Raw genomic sequence first — 18,135 nt, 5'->3', positions numbered from 1 at the left:
AAATAAAATAATGAGTTAGAGGTGTACTAATAGGAATATGAAAAAGTTATGGTTATGTATAGGATTAGTAGCTATTATGATATTAGTCACAGCATGTTCAAGTAATCAACATGTACATAAAGATGACAAAATGGATGAAAATGGCAAAATTAAAATAATCGAATATGGTGATTTCAAATGTCCATATTGTAAAAAGGTAGAAACTAATGTAATGCCTAAATTAAAAAAAGAATATATCGATAAAGACAAGATAGATTATCAATTTGTAAATATGGCATTTTTAGGTGATGACTCTATTATAGGTTCAAGAGCCGGTCACGCAGTTAAGCACTTTGCACCTGATAAATATTTAACGTTTCAAAAGTTAATGTTTGAGCAGCAGCCAGACTCTGAAAAGAAATGGATTAATAAATCATTAGTAGATAAGCAAATAGATAAATTAGCGATAAACAAAGATATGAAAGATAAAATTAAAAAGGAATATACGACGACAGACAGTAAATCTTGGAAAGCTGCAAAGAAAGATCAACAGCAAGCTAAAGAAAATCATGTTAAGACAGCACCAACTGTATATGTCGGCGGTGAAAAATTAGAAGATCCTTATAAATTTAAAAATTATAAAAAAATATTAGATAAATAAACATAATTGTATATAAAGTATACAGAGAATCATTATAATAAAATTCTTTAGTGGAGTGGCATAACCAGACTTATTAGGATATATAAGTCGGTGTTATGTCGCTTTTTTTATAATATAATTTAAATCGTAAAAATTACGATTAATTCTCTATTTGCTATTGCACTTTAGAAAGAAGAAGCATATAATAATAAATCGTAACAATTACTATTTGGGGGTTTAGAAATGAAAAAATATACATATATCCTGTTTAGCATTATAGCTTTAGTAATGGTGCTAGCAGGGTGTGGCAAAGCTGATTCTGATAAGGGAAATGAAAAAATAAAAGTTAATACGACTGTATTTCCTTTAAAATCATTTGCAGAAGAGATTGGTGGCAAACATGTAGAAGTGGAGTCTATTTATCCAGCAGGTACAGATTTACATAATTATGAACCAACGCAAAAAGATATTATAAATGCTTCAAAAGCGGATTTATTCGTGTATACTGGCGATAATTTAGATCCTGTTGCAAAAAAAGTTGCAGCTACAATTAAAAAAGATGACAAGAAATTATCTTTAGAAAATAAATTAGACAAATCACAATTGCTCACTGACCAACATAGTCACGGTAAAGCTGAACATGAAGAGGAGCATGAACACGAACAGGGTGAACACCATCATCATGGTGGATACGATCCACATGTTTGGTTAGATCCTAAATATGATCAAGTTTTTGCAAAAGCAATTAAAGATGAATTGATTAAAAAAGATCCTGATAATAAGAAGTATTATGAAAAAAATTACAAAAAATTAAATGACGAATTAAAAAACATTGATGAGAAGTTGAAAGAAACTAGTAGTAAGAAGCAGGGCAACACTGTATTTATTTCACATGAATCTATTGGTTATCTAGCTGATAGATATGGTTTTGTTCAAAAAGGAGTTCAGAATATGAATGCAGAAGACCCATCACAAAAAGCACTTACTAAAATTGTCAAAGAAATCAAAGAATCAGGCGCTAAATATATATTATACGAAGATAATGTATCTAATAAAGTCACAGATACAATAAGAAAAGAAACATCAGCGAAACCATTAAAATTCTATAATATGGAATCATTGAATAAAGAACAACAAAAAGATGAAAATTTAACTTATCAAAAATTAATGAAAGAGAATATTAAAAATATTGATAAAGCATTAAGTGACAATATCCATAGTGATGATGATAAGCATGAATCGAAACATGATAAGGCTATTTCTGATGGTTATTTTAAAGATAAACAAGTTAAAGATAGAGCATTATCTGATTATAAAGGAGATTGGCAATCAGTTTATCCTTATCTTAAAGATGGCACTTTAGACGAAGTGATGAAACATAAAGCTGAAGATGATGATTCTATGACTGCTAAAGAATATAAGGAATACTACGATAAAGGGTATAAAACAGACATAGATAAGGTAAAAATTACTGATGATACAATTACATTTAACAAAAATGGGAAAAATATAACTGGAAAATATAGTTACGAGGGTAAAGATATTTTAAAATATGAAAAAGGTAATAGAGGCGTTAGATACACATATAAATTAGTAGATGATAATAAAGAATTACCAAAATATGTTCAGTTTAGCGATCATAATATAGCTCCTAAGAAGACAGGACACTTCCATATTTTTACAGGTAATGATAAGGACAAAGTGTTGAAAGAACTAGATAACTGGCCAACTTATTACCCTGAAGAATTAACGAAAAATGAAATTAAAGAAGAGATGTTGGCACACTAAAAATCATCATACCTACATTTAAATTTTATATTTTGAATGCATGAATTTCTGTTAAGAGGGAATGAAATTTAAAGTAACAAAGAAAATAAGCTTTTTTGTTGATATATATTATATATCTGATATAATTAGTATATCAATAAAACTTAAATACTTTGGAGGTATATTTATAATGACAAAATTTAATTTTGACCCAGCGCATTCAGTAGTTGAATTTTCGGTTAAACATTTAATGATATCTAATATTAAAGGTAGATTTACAGAATTTGATGCAAATTTAGATGGTGACTTAAATGATTTAAGTTCATTATCAGGTAATTTTACTATCAATGCTAATTCAATTGATACACGTGTAGAAGATCGTGACGGTCATTTACGTAGTGGAGATTTCTTAGATGTTGAAAACCATCCTGAAATTAAATTTGAATTAACAAAAGCGGATGATTCATCTGTTACAGGTAACGTAACAATTAAAGGTGTAACAAATGAAGAAACTTTTGATTTATCATATGAGGGCCAAAGTAAAAATCCATTAAATGGTGCTACAACAGCTGGATTTATCGTTAATGGTAAAATTAATCGTGAAAAATACGGAATTACATTTAACCAAGCGCTTGAAACAGGTGGCGTTATGATTGGTAAGGATGTATTATTTCAAGTAAGTTTAGAATTTGCTTTAGAAGACTAATACAGTTTTTAAATATAGTAGAATGAGCCTTAGTAACAATACTTATTCTCAAAACAAAGGACTAATCCGTTTTTTAATCCGGATTAGTCCTTTTTTATATAAATATCTCACGATTATGGCTGTGCATGCTTGCCTACGCGATGGTTCGAGCTTATATTCTCTCACTCATACTTATGATTGACTTGGGTCATTTAACTTTTTTTCGCGATAATATTTGATAATTGTATAAATGATAAAACTCCAAGATATAATCAGTAAGACAATTGAAGAAATAATTACATAGTTTTTGTTCGTAAAGTCACCACCTGTAAATAATGTACCAATCAGATTGGGTATGCATAACAATAGAATAAGACCAGCATAAAATTTTTGTTTTAAAATAAAGCAAGTTAGCATTGTTAATAATAAGAGTATTAATCCTAGTGTGAAATTATTTGTTTGATTAGGTGACCAAATTATATAAAGTGGGTAGTTACGTAATAAGTATTCACTTAAAATATATATACCAAAAATAGCTGCAGATGAAATTCCAATAATAGTATAAGTTATTTTACTGTCTCCCCAGCGCATAATTATTTTTTTGGCAAAGTATAAAATAAAGATAAATGACCCCAAAAAAATAAAGAGGAAATAACAAATTAAAGCAAACGTTAACTGAAAAGAATTATCTAACATTCTAGGAATTGTCGTCATAATAAACATGAAGGATATAAAATATATTTGAACAAACCTTGTGTCATATTTAAATGTGTTGAGAATTTGTCTGCGTAAGACTTGATAGGTGTGTTTAATAGAGAGTCGATATTTTCATTGTTTTCTTCAGCAATTGTAATATGGTCCGTAATTCTTCTTCAATTGTATTTACCTCATCTTCATTTTTCCCACGAAATAATAATTCGATTCTTAACTTTAATAAGAAATTTTCTGCTTTTTTACTCAACATCATAAACACTCCTCATTAAATTGTTCATACCATTATTTAAATAGTTCCATTTATAAATAAAATTGCCTAATTCTTCTTTGCCGTCTGCTGTGATACTATAATATTTACGTTGTGGACCACCTGTATTTGATTTTTTTGAAATAGAAGTTATATATCCTTTTTTACTTAATCTTAATAACACGGGATAAATACTACCATCACTAATTTCAGGAAATTGCTGAGATTTCAATTTGTCTAAAATTTCATAACCGTAAGTTTCTCCTTGAGCAATAAGACCTAAAATTGCACCATCTAACAATCCTTTCATCATTTGATTTGAAACTGACATGACATCCCTCTTCTCACTATCTTACTATATAAGATAGTAAAGGAATTTAGATTTGTCAACTATCTTTTATAATAAGATAGTTGAAGTGGAAATTAATTGTTACTAACTTGGGTATAATAAGCATAAAAGAGGAGGTGGATGGTATGTCCACAGATTTACCAAAGATAGGTAAACCAGCAACTAATGCTTTGCATAATCTAGGGGTGAAGTCATTAGAAGCGGTATCTAAATACGAGCGTACTGAACTACTAGGCATTCATGGAGTTGGTCCTAAAGCGATTGAACTTCTTGAAGAAGCATTAAAAGCGAGTGATTTGAATTTTAAAAATGAAACGAACTTTGAAGTTCCATTTGAATTAACAGGTGATTTATCTTGTGATAATGCGCCAAAAAGAAGGACAATGTTAATATTTTTAATCGCTTCAGCAACAGTTGATAAAAAGAAACTATCAAACATAGTTACCAATGACTTTGTATGGGAAGTTCCGGGTAGCTTTAAGTTAGAAGGGTTTGATGACTTTTATAAAGAACTTGAAGACCATAAAATTAATATTGACTCTCTTGAAGTAAAGGATAATATTTCCCATGGAAAAGTTGGCGCGATACATGGAACTCAAATAGCGCAAGATGGCTCAATAGTGTATTTTACAGATATTTTTAAATTTGAAAGTCACAGTAAAGATGCTAAAGTTAAAGCTATCACGTCATATATCATTATGAATGAAGGAGAATCTTAAATGAGTATTCAAATAAACGAAAATAAAATCATTTTTACGCGAGACTTTAAAGCAACAGCCCAACAAATATTTAACGCTTATACGGATCAATCGTTGTTTGAAAAATGGTTTCACCCTCAAGACGCTACCACAGAAGTATATAATTTTGATGTACAAACGGGAGGTGGTGCATTTTTTGCAATCCGTGCACCTCAAGGTACAAGTTATACAGTGACACAGTATAATGACGTTGTTGAACCCCGAAAAATTGACTATAATGATTATTTTGCTGATAAAGATGGAAATATAGATGAAAAGATGGCAGGTATGCGTAATATCATTCATTTAACAGAAAATGATGACGGTACTACAACGATTCAATCTACAGCTGAATTACCAGACCCTAAAGCAGCGCAACAGTTGTTGGATATGGGGGTTGAAGAAGGTATGAATAGCACTTTTGACAACTTGGCAAAATTAGTTGAAAATAAATGAAAATATAAAAGTCAAAGAAATGTTAAAAATGTCGCAGTTAGGACACCACTCTTTTAGATATAATAGGGAGTGAAAAGAGGTGTGTCTAAATGAAAAAGCGATATATTAAAGTACTTGGATTATATTCTTTAAGTACTTTTATACCAGCTATCATAGCAACTGAAAAATTAGTCCCCAATCATACATTGAAATGGGTATTACGTACATTAGTTGGATATGGTATTTTTGCCTATGGATTACACATATTAAGTAAGTTTAAACAATAATAAGAAGGGCCGAGACATATATTTATGCTTCGGTCCTTCTTATTGTGCATATATTTAATCTAACAATTCACCATTTGATTCAATAACTTTACGATACCAATCAAAGGATGCCTTTTTCTTCCTTTCTAATGTACCATTACCTTCATTATCTCTGTCTACGTATATTAGACCATAGCGTTTCTTCATTTCACCTGTAGTAAATGAAATAATATCTATAATTCCCCAAGGTGTATAGCCTATAAGGTCAACGCCATCTTCATCAACAGCAGCAATAGCAGCATCAATGTGCGCTTTTAAATATTCAATACGATATGAATCGTTAATTTCGCCATTATGATTTATCTCATCTACTGCGCCGAAACCGTTCTCAACTATAAATAATGGAATTTGATAGCGGTCATATAATATATTCAACGTGTAGCGTAAACCTATAGGGTCAATTGCCCAACCCCAATCACTTTGTTGAATATAAGGGTTATCTACTGAATTAGCTAAACCACCGTTGGTAACATTTTCACCAGTATATGCTTCAGCGTCGTGTTTAACAACTGTACTCATGTAGTAACTAAAGCCAATGTAATCCACAGTACCTTGATTTAAAATTTGTTCATCACCATCTTGCCAGCCTATATCGTAACCTTTACGTGCAAACATTTTGTTTGCGTAACTAGGATAATAACCACGTACTTGTACATCAGGGAAGAAAAAGCGTAGGCGGTTTGCTTTGACTGCTTCCATCATATCTTCAGGATTTGAAGAATAAGGATATATTGCGACATGCGAAATCATTAAACCAATTTCAAAATTTGGATTGATTTCTTTACCAATTTTAACTGCTTTTGCGCTAGCGATAAGTTCATTATGGGCAACTTGATATAAAACTTCTTCAGGATTTTCATCTTCCTCAACAATTACTCCTGAATTAGTCCATAAGAAAATAGGGTTGTCTGTATCCATTTGGTTATTAATCTCATTGAATGTCATCCAATACTTAACTTTACCTTTATAACGTGTGAACACTGTTTCTGCAAAATGTGCAAAGAAATCTGCTACTTTTCTATTTCTAAAACCACCATATTCACGTGCTAGGTGTAAGGGCATTTCGAAGTGAGATAATGTGATGATCGGTTCAATATCATATTTTAACAATTCATCAAATAGATCATCATAAAATTTTAAACCTGCTTCATTTGGTTCAGTTTCATCACCGTTTGGGAAAATACGTGACCAAGCGATTGAAGTACGTAAGCACTTCAATCCCATTTCATTAAATAAAGCAATATCTTCTTTGTAGCGATTATAGAAGTCGATACCAATATGATTTGGATAATATTTATCAGGTTCTACATCTTGAGTGATTTCACGTGCTTTACCATGAGTGCCACCGGTCATAACATCTATGACACTTAGCCCTTTACCGTCTTGATCGTAGCCGCCTTCAAATTGATTGGCAGCGAGAGCGCCACCCCATAAAAAGTCTTTTGGTAATTTTGTCATCTTAATTGCCTCCTAGTAGATTATTATTTGTTAATGATAGTGAGTAATTCATCGTTCGTTGTTATGTTCGATTCTTTTGTTGCTATAGTCTCACTAAATTCAGCGGAATTAGTTATAATGACAGGAATAATGCTGTCATAACTTTTTGAATCAAGTAAGGCTTTATCAAATTTTAATATCTGTTGTCCTTGTTGTACTGAGTCGTTTTCATTAATTAAAATGTTGAATCCTTCTCCGTTCAATTGAACAGTGTCCAAACCAACATGAATCAATAGTTCTACTCCTGTTGAAGAAGTAATCCCTATAGCATGTTTACTGACTGCAACCATACTCACAACACCATCAAAAGGCGCATGGACGGTTTGACCTTCAGGTTTAATAGCTATACCTTGTCCCATCATGCCTTCAGCAAATATAGGATCATTGACCTTTGAAAGCGGTACGACTTGCCCATCAATAGGTGCATAGGCAATCGTTTCTAAAGGAGTGTCTGTATTTTGAACATTAGTTGTTGAGGATGTTTTATTATCAACCTCTTCAGTTGTATCATCCCCATACCCTAAAAATTGAATTAAAATAATCGGTAAGAGTATGGCAACTATTGATCCGATTATAATTCCCCAAATTGATGAAGGGTTATCAGCACTATAACCGTTAACGATTGTAATAGGTCCTGGCAAACCAGCGTATGCATAGTATTTAGGGTTAAAGAAACTAGCGATAAAAGCACCAATTGCACCACTTATACATGCGATAATAAATGGCTTTTTGAAGCGTAAGTTAATCCCATACATTGATGGTTCGGTAATGCCGAATATGCCTGTAATACCTGCAGATGAAGCTACACGCTTAATTTCTGTACGCTTCGCTTTAATTAAGACTCCTATAACAGCACCAATCTGTGAAATTACAGCAATGGTTTGGAAAGCTTGGAATGCGTCACTTTGGTGTTGTTCAAAGTTAGCTAGTACCATAGGTGTAATACCCCAATGTACTCCGAAAATGACAAACACTTGCCATAAACCACCAATAAGGGCACCTGCTAACCATGGTGCGACGTCTACAAGGTAATTAAATCCTCCTGCAATACCATGTGCAGCAATTGTTGTGATAGGCCCTATAACTAATAATGTAATTGGTACCATGATGACAATACTTAAAAATGGTGTGAATAAAGGTTTAACAACATCATGAATCCATTTATTTAAATATTTTTCAACGTAAGATAGTATCCATACTAAGAACAGTGGTGGTAAAACTGAAGACGTATAACTTGTTTCTGTTAATGGGATACCGAACAGTTTGATTGCTTCTCCATCCTGTATCCTTTCGATTATGTTAGTTAAATCAGGACTAACAAGTGCAGCAGTACAAGCGACAGCGATATAGACGTTGACATTGAAATGTCTAGCAGCTGTCATAGCAATAAATATTGGTAAAAAAGTGAAAGGTGCCCAGGACATAAAGTTAAATACTTCATAAGTCCCTGTGCCTTTAAACGACGGAATAATAAGATTTATGACAATTAATAAACCTTGTAAAATACCTGCTGCAGCTAAAATATAAATGAATGGAGCAAATACTGCAGACATGGTTGCAATGACTCTATTGAGTATAGAACCTTTGTTACCAGAATGATCATTGTTATCGTTTTGACGTTCACCAGTTAATTCTTCAAAATATTTAAATACTTCACCAACATTATTACCAATAACGACTTGGAATTGTCCGTTATTTTCTACAACTGTTACAACATCTTCGATTTCTGATACCTTTTGTTTAGCATCAGGAATTGATCTTTTTAATACTAAACGTAATCTCGTAGCACAATGTGTACTATTGACAATATTTTCTTCACCGCCAACTGCATCTAAAATATGTTGTGCCAGTATCTTGTTTTTATCAGCCACACGCTTCAACTCCTTAATATACGCACATAAATAAAAATGTAAGCGTTTCATTTAAACCTTATTATAATTATACCGGTACAATTTGTAAAGACCCTTACAAAAATACGATTCAGTTTATTTATGTCGTGTACATGTTATAATGAGTTGAATTTATAATTTAAAGGAGTAAATATATGCTCAAGTATGAACAAATTGCACAAAAGATTAATATATTTATAGAAGAAGGGCATTTTCAAGCAGGGGATAAATTACCAAGTGTTGAAACTTTAAAAGAGCAATACCAAGTGAGTAAAAGTACAGTAATTAAAGCTTTAGAAGTACTTGAAAAAAGAGGATTTATATATCAAGCTCGGGGTAGCGGCATTTATGTACGTAATAAACAAAGAGAAGGTTACCTAAATCTATTCTCTACTGGAGGATTTAGTGATGAGATTGTAGGTCTTGAAGTGACTAATAAAGTCTTGAAAGTAGAGGAAGTGACCCCACCTGAAAGTGTTCAACAAAAATTAAAACTAAAAGGTGACGTGTCAGTTTATTTACTAGAGCGTATCGTATATGTAAATGGTGATATTCTTTGTTATGAAAAATCATATTTTAATAAAGATATCGTATTATTTTTAAATGAGTCGATTGCAGAACATTCAATTTTTAATTATTTAGAGCAACATCTAAAAGTTAAAATCGGTTTTTCGGATATTTATTTTACCGTAGACAAATTAAATGCATCGGATGCAGAGAAGTTGGAGTTAGTAGAAGGAGATCCTTGTTTAAATTATGAACAAGTATTTTATACAACGACAGGGATTCCATTTGATTGTTCTCATTTACACTACCATTATCAAAATGCCTATTTTTATATACCTTCGCAAAAATAAAATGCTTGTGTTATGAGCTTTACTCAATGTATTAAATGAGTCGTAAGCATGTAGCACAAGCGTTTTTATAATTGATTAATGACATCTTTAAAAGTTAAGACATAATTTTTCTAGCGAATGTAGCATTGCTATCTATGCTGTTTACAATATATTGACTAGACATAGGCGCATTTTCTGTGACTAATAAACTGAGAATACGTATCGACACTGAAAATTGTATATTTAAAGTAATAACTCTTAATTATAAACCTGTGTTTATTTTTATACTCATGAAGTTCACGATAATTCTGCAAAATCGCAATAAATTAAATTTATAAAAAATTGCTAAATACACTATTAAATACTAAGTGAAACAAATATAATATGGTTATTAGTATAGAAAAGTGTTAAAAAATGAATTACAAGAGGTGCTTAAATGTCAATGATAGATAATAACAAGTCTATAAAAGATACATATATGTCGAATAAAACTATTGAAAACATAAACAACCAAGTACAAATGAAAGAAGTTATGTTTAATCAGACACCAGGACGTTATGCACTTAAATCTGTGATGGCAGGATTTTTGTTAGCTATTGTTACAGTATTTATGCTAGCTATCAAGACACAGTTTGCTGGAACAAATGAAGGTTTAGTTAATTTAATGGGGGCAATTTCTTTTAGTTTAGCATTAGTCTTAATTGTATTAACACACTCTGAATTATTAACGAGTAATTTTATGTATTTAACTGTCGGTTGGTATTATAAAATTATTGGTATGAATAAAGCATTTGGAATTATGCTTGTCTGTTTCTTCTTTAACATTATAGGTGGTCTTATATTATTTGGATTAATGAAATTCACACCTATTATGACAACAGAAATGGTTAACAGTTTAACTAAAATGGTTAATGGAAAAACAGTTGATGCGACGTGGTACGCTATTTTAGTGAAAGCTATTTTTTGTAATTTCTTTATTAATATTGGTATTTATGTATCAATCCAATTTAAGGATGGTTTATCTAGAGCATTCTTTATTGCTTGTGGTGTAGTTGTTTTTGTATTTATGGGCTATGAACATGTTGTATTTAATGCTGGATTGTACTCAGGTATGATTTTTTATGATTTTGACGCCGTGGCGTGGTTACACGTATTGAAAAATATTGTATTCGCATTTATTGGTAACTATATTGGCGGTGGTATTTTTGTTGGGCTTGTATATGCATATTTAAACGGTAGAAGAGATAGTTTGAGCAATTAATTTATCTTTAACAAAAATACTAGTTGTGATTTTAATTATGATATTTCAAAGTTTATGTTGAATCTTAGCAAGCGAATTAAGTTATTTAAATACTGAGCATCTCTCGAGCAGTGAGGTAACGAAAGTTTATTCATTAGGAATAGATGATTGTCTCACTGCTTTTTATTTAATTTAAGTTTATAAAACGTATCGATTGACTCAATTATTAAGAAGCCATATTGTATTGATATGATTGCAAAATTGTTTATTATTATAGGAATATTTTAGTGGATAAATGTGCGAACAATAGATAGGAGTGACAACATGTCTGATTATAATATAAGGGTTGCGGTAGAATCCGATGCGGAAGTAATACAAGAGCTAATGTATGAAGCATTTACACCATTAAGAGAGTTAGGTATTGATTGGCCATCTGTTAATGCAAATGTAGATTTGGTCAAAAAAAACATCATTACAAGTACGACATTTGTATTGGAAAATAAGTCGGAAATTATTTCAACAATTACGGTTCGTTATCCTTGGGAAGGTAAACGTCGTATTTCTCATTATCCATTCGTTTGGTGGTTTGCTACAAAACCCTCTTATGATGGAAAAGGTTATGGTAGTAAACTTTTAAATTATGTCGAAGAAACATTCTTACGAGATACACTTAAAGCACCTGCAGTAACTTTAGGTACCTCTGCACGTAAACATCCATGGTTATTAGATATTTATAAAAAACGTGGTTATGAAGTATACGCGGAGCATGAAAGTGATGATGGTGATTTAGGAGTAATCATGCGTAAAGTGTTAATACCTGAAAGATTTGATGAAGAAGTTTTAGGTATGCCACCTTTTCATTAATTAATAAGAATATATGTCAGGGAATCCTTTTATCTTAGGTATAAGGGGATTCCCTATTTTTATATATTTATGTGAATAAATTCACATTAATTCATAGATTTGTATTACAATGCAAGTATAAGATGGGTGGTGAGGGAATGGCTGAAAATATTTTAGTAATACATGGCATGCGAAAAGGTAAACAAAACAACATAATTTATGAATTTGTAAAACAATTGATGATGTCAAAACACAGACATGTATATATTGCATTTTTAGAGTGTGAAACGCGCAATTTGAAAGTTGTCATGAGCAATTTAATACGACAAGGATATTTTGAATTTAATATCATCCCTTTGTTGTTGTTTCCGGCAAAACATTATTTACATGATATACCATCAGTTTTGGAATCCTTGAAAAGCGACCATCCTCATATTAGAAGCAGTATTGCACAACCATTGGGCACACATAAAGCACTGCCGAATATTATTAACAGACGGATTGCTAATGCTTTAGTATCAGCAAGTCATGTAAACAGAATTATTTTGATTGCACATGGAAGTTCTTACTATAAAGATCCGTATTATGCATTAAAAAAATTAATGAACGATTGTAATGGCTTTAATATACCAATACAGATGATGACAGTGTATGGCGACTATAGCTATCAATTGCACATAGAACAGTATTTAAATAAAGGTGAAAGTATATTGATCGTGCCAGTTTTCCTTTATAACGGCTTTTTAGTAAAAAAAATAAAAAAAGAAATTAGCCAATTAAATATAGCGTCGCGTGTTTATTATAGCGATGTGATTAATTTTAATAATGAGCTTTCATCGATAATAGAAGACAGAATACAAGAAATTGAGGAATTAGCAAATGTATCCTATTCAACTTAATGTAGCCAATAAACAAATTGTCATTATAGGCGGAGGCAAGATTGCATATAGAAAACTAATGCAAATATTAAAAGAAGATGCTTGTTCAGTAATGATTATTAGTAAAAAATTTTTACCTCAATTTTTTGAGATTGAACATCCTAAAGTAAAGCTATTAACAAAGTGTTATGACAAAAATGATATTAAAAACGCATCTTTGATTATAGCTGCTACTGATGATTCAAAGGTTAATGACCAAATAAAAAGAGATGCAAAGGAGCACCAACTTGTTAATCATGCAAGTGATCAGAGACAGTCCGATTTCTTTAATATGTTGGAGATAGAATTTGAAGATATAAAAATTTGTTTGAGATCCAATGGAAATGATTGTGTAAAAGTGAAGCAAATATCACAAGCAATACAAACTTATTTAACAGAGGTTTATAAGGAGGATAAACATGACTGAGAAAAAATTAGTAATGATTGGGAATGGTATGGCAGGGTTACGTACGATAGAAGAAATATTAGAACGGGATGCAGAAAAGTATGAAATAACGATAATTGGCAAAGAACCATACCCTAATTATAACCGAATCATGTTGTCGAATATTTTACAAAAGAAAATGACAGTGGAAGAAACTATTATGAATAGCTACGATTGGTATAAAGAAAACCATATACAACTTGTTACCGGTGATACTGTTGTAGAAGTTAATCGTGCATTAAAATATGTAACAACAAAAGCGGGATCTAAATTTGAATATGATGTATGTATATTTGCTACTGGTTCAAAAGCATTTGTATTACCAATACCTGGTTCAACATTACCAAGTGTAATTGGTTGGCGTACTATTGAAGATACTGAACGTATGATTGAAATAGCGCAATCCAAAAAACACGCAATTGTGATTGGTGGAGGATTACTCGGGTTAGAATGTGCGAGAGGATTAATGGATCAAGGCATGGAGGTTACTGTTATTCACTTAGCGGAGTGGTTAATGGAAATGCAACTTGATAAAAAAGCAGGAGAACTGTTAAAAGAAGATTTAGAAGCACAAGGTATGAACTTTAAATTACAAGCAAGTACAAGTGCCATACTTGGTGATGAAGATGTGACAGGTATTGAACTATCAGATGGGACAACGTTGGAAGCGGACTTAGTAGTTATGGCTGTCGGGATAAGAGCATTTACGGAAGTTGCTAAAGAAAGTGGACTTGAGGTAAATAGAGGTATTCAGGTAAATGATTATATGCAAACTAATGACTCAGCTATTTTCGCTGTAGGTGAGTGTGCAGAACATGATGGAAAAGTATATGGATTAGTTGCTCCTTTATATGAGCAAGGAAAAGTTCTAGCTGATTATTTAACAGGACGTAGTACGGAAGGTTACAAAGGTTCTACAACATTTACTTCATTAAAAGTTTCAGGGTGTGATTTGTATAGTGCTGGACATATTATTGAAGATAAAGATGTTAGAGGTATTGAAATTTTTGATAGTCAACAAAAACATTATAAAAAAGTGTTTTTAAAAGAGAATGTAATTGTGGGTTCAGTATTATATGGTGACATTGAAGATGGACCACGTTTCTTTAACATGATGAAAAAATCAGAATTACTTGATGATTATACGATGGTATCGCTACTACATAAAGGTGGTGAGTCATCAGGACTTAGTATTGAAGATATGGCTGACGACGAAACAATCTGTGGTTGTAATGGTGTATCAAAAGGTTCGATTGTTGAAGCCATCAAAACAAACGGACTAACAAATGTGGAAGAAGTCACAAAGACGACAAAAGCTGGTAACTCATGTGGTAAATGTAAAGGACAAATTGGTCAAATATTAGAGTTTACATTAGGTGATGACTTCATTGCTGCTAAGCCTACAGGTATCTGTGCATGTACTGATTTAACACGTGATCAAATTGTGACGCAAATAAGAGCAAAACAATTAAAAACGTCTGAAGACGTGAGAAATCAATTAAACTTTAAAGATAAAGATGGATGTCTTAAATGTAGACCAGCATTAAATTACTATTTAAATATGGTATATCCATTTGATTATGAAGATGAAATTGCTTCAAGATTTGCTAATGAACGTTATCATGCAAATATTCAAAAAGATGGTACTTTTTCTGTAATTCCACAAATGCGTGGTGGTGTTACAGATGCAGATCAATTAATTAGATTAGGGGGAGTAGCTAAAAAATATAACGTACCATTAGTGAAAGTAACAGGATCTCAACGTATCGGCTTATACGGCATAAGAAAAGAGTTGTTGCCACAAGTCTGGGAAGATTTAGAGATGCGTTCTGCTTCTGCATATGGTAAAAAGACACGTTCAGTTAAAAGTTGTGTAGGAAAATCATTTTGTCGGTTTGGTACACAACATACAACACAACTAGGAATCAGGTTAGAAAAAACATTTGAGTATATAGATACGCCGCATAAGTTCAAAATGGGCGTGTCTGGTTGTCCAAGAAGCTGCGTAGAATCAGGTGTGAAGGACTTTGGTGTCATTGGTGTGGAAAACGGTTTTCAAATATATATCGGTGGAAATGGTGGAACAGAAGTAACCGTTGGACAGCATTTAACTACTGTGGAAACTGAAGATGAAGTGATTTTATTATGTGGTGCATTAATGCAATATTATAGAGAAACTGCAAATTATGCTGAGCGTACTGCGCCTTGGTTAGACAGACTGGGCTTTGAAAATGTACAAACAGTACTATTAGATCCAGAAAAACAACAAAAATTATTTGATCGTATTATGGATGCTAAAGCAGCAGTGCACAGTGAACCGTGGAGACAGATTGTAGATAATGAATTTGCACAAAGTATATTTGAAGTGGAGGAAGTGAAAGTATGATAGCGACGAACAAAGTAAAGGTGGCGAGCGTTGATGAACTCACGCCATTAATAGGAAAGAAAGTAAGAGTTAAAGAGCATGAAATAGGTATCTTTTTAACTGCTAATGGTGAAATTCATGCAGTTAATAATATTTGTCCTCATAAACAAGGACCACTTTCGGAAGGAACAGTGAGTGGCGACTTTATCTATTGCCCCTTACATGATCAAAAGATTGATTTAAAGTCAGGCATTGTACAAGAACCAGATACAGGATGTGTAGAAGTATATAAAGTGGAAATTATCGATGGGGATGTTTATATATGCATTTAGTAGAATCAGGCAAAGTGCATCTTGTTGGTGCGGGACCAGGTGACCCAACACTTTTAACAAGAAAGGCTGAGCAATTGATAAGAAGTGCAGACATTATATTTTACGATAGGTTAGTAAATCCTTTCATATTACAATTAGCTAAACCAGAAATTGAAATTATCGATGTGGGAAAACGACCTTACCAAAAGCATATACAACAAACTGAAATAAATGAACAAATCGTTTTAGCGGCACAACGTTATTCGTGTGTAGTCAGATTAAAAGGTGGGGACCCTGCAATATTTGGAAGAGTACAAGAAGAGGCCGTGGCATTATCTGAACAGGGAATCCCTTTTGAAATTGTACCAGGTATTACATCAGCTAGTGCTGCTGCTGCGAAAATGGGTATAGGGCTAACTGCAAGAAATGTTGCTAAAGCTATTACTTTCACAACTGCTTCTCACTGTAAAGGGCAAGTAGAGGCACTTGATTTACACAGTCTTATGCACGGAGGCACATTGGCTATTTATATGGGCATAAAAAGATTACCTCAAATAGTAAAACAAATATATCAAGAAACAACAATAGATTTCCCTATAGCAATTTTTTATAATGTGTCTACTTATAATGAACAAATGATTTCTGGCCAACTTACTACAATAATTAAACAAGTAGAAGAGCAAGATTTAGGAATGACACCAGGCATAATTATTATAGGTAAAGTCATGGATATGACAAATGAAATGTCCAGAAACATTGATAATACGAAACGAAAAAATTATTTAATTTCTGGAAAGCGAAGGTTAGCTATTGAAAAGGCTTTTGAATTATATGCAGCGGGACATTATTGCTTGATTAAAATAGATTCTCAACAGCCTTATCATAAATCTCAATTTAAATTTTATGAACAGCAGGAAAAAGATTTAGAATTTGATGAACATATATTTATGGATAATTATCAATCTTAGACAATTCTATTTTTTTGCACTTTCATAATTTAATAAGCAATATAAAGAATGACAAATTACTATGTTAGTAATTTGTCATTTTTTATTTGTACTAATAGTAGACAGATAAGTCTGATTGAATGCGATGGTTAAAGGTTTTAATTTATATAAAAACGGTCTTAAATTAAGCCTTATTATTCTAAAAAAATGAATATATTAATACAATATAAAAATAATGACATTGAAAATTTACATTAAATTAATTTATTACAATATAAAATGTGTTAAGTTGTAAATATACATTTATTAAATGAGTAAGCAATTTTATTTTAAGAGATGTAGTTTTAAAAAATATACTATGAGGTGATTTTAATGAAAAGAAATGAGAAACAATCTACAAAAACAGAATTACAAAGGTTCAGTATTAGAAAGTATTCAGCCGGAACGGTTTCAGTATTAGCAGCAACATTTTTTATAGCAAGTGGACATATTTCTGAAGCAAGTGAATTGAATCATGCACAAGAAAGTAATAATGGAAAAAATATTACAACGATTAACTCCGATAAAGATAATACCTTAAATTCAAACCAAGATAAACAAGCCTCTTCTGAAAGTAATTTTAAATTAGAATCAAGTAATGCATCTGAAGAATTAAGTCAGCAATCATCTGAAATATCTCCCACATCTCACAATGACTTAGTAAAACAAAAGGCACCTACTATTCAAGATGCACCAACAGAGAAAGAAAATACAACTATTGAAAAAAATAATAGTGTTAATCAAAATACTGATCAAATTCAGTTAACAGATGTTGATAATGAAAATAAAATAGTAGAAGTAGAAAAAGAAGAAGAAGGTCCAAATAAAGTGGAAGCAGAAAAAGAAGAAGAAGGTCCAAATAAAGTGGAAGCAGAAAAAGAAGAAGAAGGTCCAAATAAAGTGGAAGCAGAAAAAGAAGAAGAAGGT

The 18,135-nt window shown here is 31.8% G+C and carries 19 protein-coding genes; 15 read left to right on the top strand and 4 right to left on the bottom strand.

What is annotated here, in order from left to right; genetic code table 11:
* Positions 1 to 37: 37 nt before the first annotated feature.
* From ACSUE0_RS05620 to ACSUE0_RS05610, 3 genes are all read left to right on the top strand, one after another.
* Positions 38 to 640 (top strand): DsbA family protein, encoded by a 603-nt coding sequence (locus ACSUE0_RS05620; protein ID WP_119613377.1) that lies wholly within the window; start codon positions 38 to 40, stop codon positions 638 to 640.
* 222 nt (positions 641 to 862) lie between these two features.
* On the top strand, positions 863 to 2,407 hold the full coding sequence (adcA, locus tag ACSUE0_RS05615) for a zinc ABC transporter substrate-binding lipoprotein AdcA (RefSeq protein WP_119613376.1): 1,545 nt from the start codon (positions 863 to 865) through the stop codon (positions 2,405 to 2,407).
* Between the two features lie 169 nt (positions 2,408 to 2,576).
* Positions 2,577 to 3,092 (top strand): YceI family protein, encoded by a 516-nt coding sequence (locus ACSUE0_RS05610; RefSeq protein WP_119613375.1) that lies wholly within the window; start codon positions 2,577 to 2,579, stop codon positions 3,090 to 3,092.
* A gap of 171 nt (positions 3,093 to 3,263) precedes the next feature.
* Here the strand turns inward: ACSUE0_RS05610 and ACSUE0_RS05605 are convergent, their stop codons facing one another.
* A complete protein-coding gene (locus ACSUE0_RS05605; RefSeq protein ID WP_436956470.1) occupies positions 3,264 to 3,662 on the bottom strand; it encodes a hypothetical protein in 399 nt (132 codons plus the stop codon).
* 362 nt (positions 3,663 to 4,024) lie between these two features.
* Positions 4,025 to 4,363 (bottom strand): PadR family transcriptional regulator, encoded by a 339-nt coding sequence (locus ACSUE0_RS05600; protein WP_119613373.1) that lies wholly within the window; start codon positions 4,361 to 4,363, stop codon positions 4,025 to 4,027.
* 143 nt (positions 4,364 to 4,506) lie between these two features.
* Between ACSUE0_RS05600 and ACSUE0_RS05595 the strand changes: the two genes are divergently transcribed.
* The 3 genes from ACSUE0_RS05595 to ACSUE0_RS05585 all read left to right on the top strand — a co-directional run bounded on the left by ACSUE0_RS05595 (position 4,507) and on the right by ACSUE0_RS05585 (position 5,840).
* Complete coding sequence (locus tag ACSUE0_RS05595; protein ID WP_436956468.1) at positions 4,507 to 5,100, top strand: DNA-binding protein; 594 nt, start codon at positions 4,507 to 4,509, stop codon at positions 5,098 to 5,100.
* Complete coding sequence (locus ACSUE0_RS05590) at positions 5,101 to 5,574, top strand: SRPBCC family protein (protein ID WP_436956466.1); 474 nt, start codon at positions 5,101 to 5,103, stop codon at positions 5,572 to 5,574.
* Positions 5,575 to 5,663: 89 nt separating this feature from the next.
* Complete coding sequence (locus ACSUE0_RS05585) at positions 5,664 to 5,840, top strand: hypothetical protein (RefSeq protein WP_182475130.1); 177 nt, start codon at positions 5,664 to 5,666, stop codon at positions 5,838 to 5,840.
* A gap of 54 nt (positions 5,841 to 5,894) precedes the next feature.
* Here the strand turns inward: ACSUE0_RS05585 and ACSUE0_RS05580 are convergent, their stop codons facing one another.
* Both ACSUE0_RS05580 and ACSUE0_RS05575 read right to left on the bottom strand, forming a co-directional pair.
* Complete coding sequence (locus tag ACSUE0_RS05580) at positions 5,895 to 7,337, bottom strand: 6-phospho-beta-glucosidase (RefSeq protein ID WP_119613370.1); 1,443 nt, start codon at positions 7,335 to 7,337, stop codon at positions 5,895 to 5,897.
* Positions 7,338 to 7,360: 23 nt separating this feature from the next.
* Positions 7,361 to 9,247, bottom strand: a complete 1,887-nt coding sequence (locus ACSUE0_RS05575; RefSeq protein WP_436956464.1) for a beta-glucoside-specific PTS transporter subunit IIABC — start codon at positions 9,245 to 9,247, stop codon at positions 7,361 to 7,363.
* Positions 9,248 to 9,420: 173 nt separating this feature from the next.
* On the opposite strand from ACSUE0_RS05575, the gene ACSUE0_RS05570 reads away from it, so the two are divergent.
* The 9 genes from ACSUE0_RS05570 to ACSUE0_RS05530 form a co-directional block, all read left to right on the top strand.
* Complete coding sequence (locus ACSUE0_RS05570; RefSeq protein WP_436956462.1) at positions 9,421 to 10,122, top strand: GntR family transcriptional regulator; 702 nt, start codon at positions 9,421 to 9,423, stop codon at positions 10,120 to 10,122.
* 421 nt (positions 10,123 to 10,543) lie between these two features.
* Positions 10,544 to 11,362: a formate/nitrite transporter family protein gene (locus tag ACSUE0_RS05565; protein ID WP_119613398.1), complete on the top strand. Its 819-nt coding sequence runs from the start codon at positions 10,544 to 10,546 to the stop codon at positions 11,360 to 11,362.
* A gap of 303 nt (positions 11,363 to 11,665) precedes the next feature.
* Positions 11,666 to 12,205 (top strand): GNAT family N-acetyltransferase, encoded by a 540-nt coding sequence (locus ACSUE0_RS05560; protein WP_107551519.1) that lies wholly within the window; start codon positions 11,666 to 11,668, stop codon positions 12,203 to 12,205.
* 137 nt (positions 12,206 to 12,342) lie between these two features.
* Positions 12,343 to 13,083, top strand: coding sequence for a sirohydrochlorin chelatase (locus tag ACSUE0_RS05555; protein WP_436956460.1), 741 nt, complete (start codon positions 12,343 to 12,345; stop codon positions 13,081 to 13,083).
* Entirely contained in the window at positions 13,064 to 13,528 is a 465-nt protein-coding gene (locus ACSUE0_RS05550; protein WP_436956458.1) for a precorrin-2 dehydrogenase/sirohydrochlorin ferrochelatase family protein, read from the top strand. Before ACSUE0_RS05555 ends, ACSUE0_RS05550 begins: the two co-directional genes overlap by 20 nt.
* Complete coding sequence (nirB, locus tag ACSUE0_RS05545; RefSeq protein ID WP_436956456.1) at positions 13,521 to 15,932, top strand: nitrite reductase large subunit NirB; 2,412 nt, start codon at positions 13,521 to 13,523, stop codon at positions 15,930 to 15,932. The genes ACSUE0_RS05550 and nirB overlap by 8 nt, the downstream gene beginning before the upstream one ends.
* On the top strand, positions 15,929 to 16,243 hold the full coding sequence (nirD, locus tag ACSUE0_RS05540) for a nitrite reductase small subunit NirD (RefSeq protein ID WP_436956454.1): 315 nt from the start codon (positions 15,929 to 15,931) through the stop codon (positions 16,241 to 16,243). The genes nirB and nirD overlap by 4 nt, the downstream gene beginning before the upstream one ends.
* Positions 16,234 to 17,190, top strand: a complete 957-nt coding sequence (cobA, locus tag ACSUE0_RS05535) for a uroporphyrinogen-III C-methyltransferase (RefSeq protein WP_436956452.1) — start codon at positions 16,234 to 16,236, stop codon at positions 17,188 to 17,190. The genes nirD and cobA overlap by 10 nt, the downstream gene beginning before the upstream one ends.
* Positions 17,191 to 17,541: 351 nt before the next feature.
* A partial coding sequence (locus ACSUE0_RS05530; protein ID WP_436956450.1) for a YSIRK-type signal peptide-containing protein occupies positions 17,542 to 18,135 on the top strand: 594 nt, incomplete at its 3' end.

The organism is Staphylococcus sp. AS1337 (genome assembly GCF_051408735.1).
GTDB classification, from domain to species: Bacteria; Bacillota; Bacilli; order Staphylococcales; family Staphylococcaceae; genus Staphylococcus; species Staphylococcus xylosus_B.
Note: the sequence above shows the minus strand (reverse complement) of the source record. Positions and strands in the feature narration are given on the sequence as shown.

Coding starts and splice junctions, on each gene's coding strand:
- ACSUE0_RS05620 (WP_119613377.1), top strand. CDS start 38: ATGAAAAAGTTATGGTTATGTATAGGATTAGTAGCTATTATGATATTA.
- adcA (WP_119613376.1), top strand. CDS start 863: ATGAAAAAATATACATATATCCTGTTTAGCATTATAGCTTTAGTAATG.
- ACSUE0_RS05610 (WP_119613375.1), top strand. CDS start 2,577: ATGACAAAATTTAATTTTGACCCAGCGCATTCAGTAGTTGAATTTTCG.
- ACSUE0_RS05605 (WP_436956470.1), bottom strand. CDS start 3,662: ATGCGCTGGGGAGACAGTAAAATAACTTATACTATTATTGGAATTTCA.
- ACSUE0_RS05600 (WP_119613373.1), bottom strand. CDS start 4,363: ATGTCAGTTTCAAATCAAATGATGAAAGGATTGTTAGATGGTGCAATT.
- ACSUE0_RS05595 (WP_436956468.1), top strand. CDS start 4,507: ATGTCCACAGATTTACCAAAGATAGGTAAACCAGCAACTAATGCTTTG.
- ACSUE0_RS05590 (WP_436956466.1), top strand. CDS start 5,101: ATGAGTATTCAAATAAACGAAAATAAAATCATTTTTACGCGAGACTTT.
- ACSUE0_RS05585 (WP_182475130.1), top strand. CDS start 5,664: ATGAAAAAGCGATATATTAAAGTACTTGGATTATATTCTTTAAGTACT.
- ACSUE0_RS05580 (WP_119613370.1), bottom strand. CDS start 7,337: ATGACAAAATTACCAAAAGACTTTTTATGGGGTGGCGCTCTCGCTGCC.
- ACSUE0_RS05570 (WP_436956462.1), top strand. CDS start 9,421: ATGCTCAAGTATGAACAAATTGCACAAAAGATTAATATATTTATAGAA.
- ACSUE0_RS05565 (WP_119613398.1), top strand. CDS start 10,544: ATGATAGATAATAACAAGTCTATAAAAGATACATATATGTCGAATAAA.
- ACSUE0_RS05560 (WP_107551519.1), top strand. CDS start 11,666: ATGTCTGATTATAATATAAGGGTTGCGGTAGAATCCGATGCGGAAGTA.
- ACSUE0_RS05555 (WP_436956460.1), top strand. CDS start 12,343: ATGGCTGAAAATATTTTAGTAATACATGGCATGCGAAAAGGTAAACAA.
- ACSUE0_RS05550 (WP_436956458.1), top strand. CDS start 13,064: ATGTATCCTATTCAACTTAATGTAGCCAATAAACAAATTGTCATTATA.
- nirB (WP_436956456.1), top strand. CDS start 13,521: ATGACTGAGAAAAAATTAGTAATGATTGGGAATGGTATGGCAGGGTTA.
- nirD (WP_436956454.1), top strand. CDS start 15,929: ATGATAGCGACGAACAAAGTAAAGGTGGCGAGCGTTGATGAACTCACG.
- cobA (WP_436956452.1), top strand. CDS start 16,234: ATGCATTTAGTAGAATCAGGCAAAGTGCATCTTGTTGGTGCGGGACCA.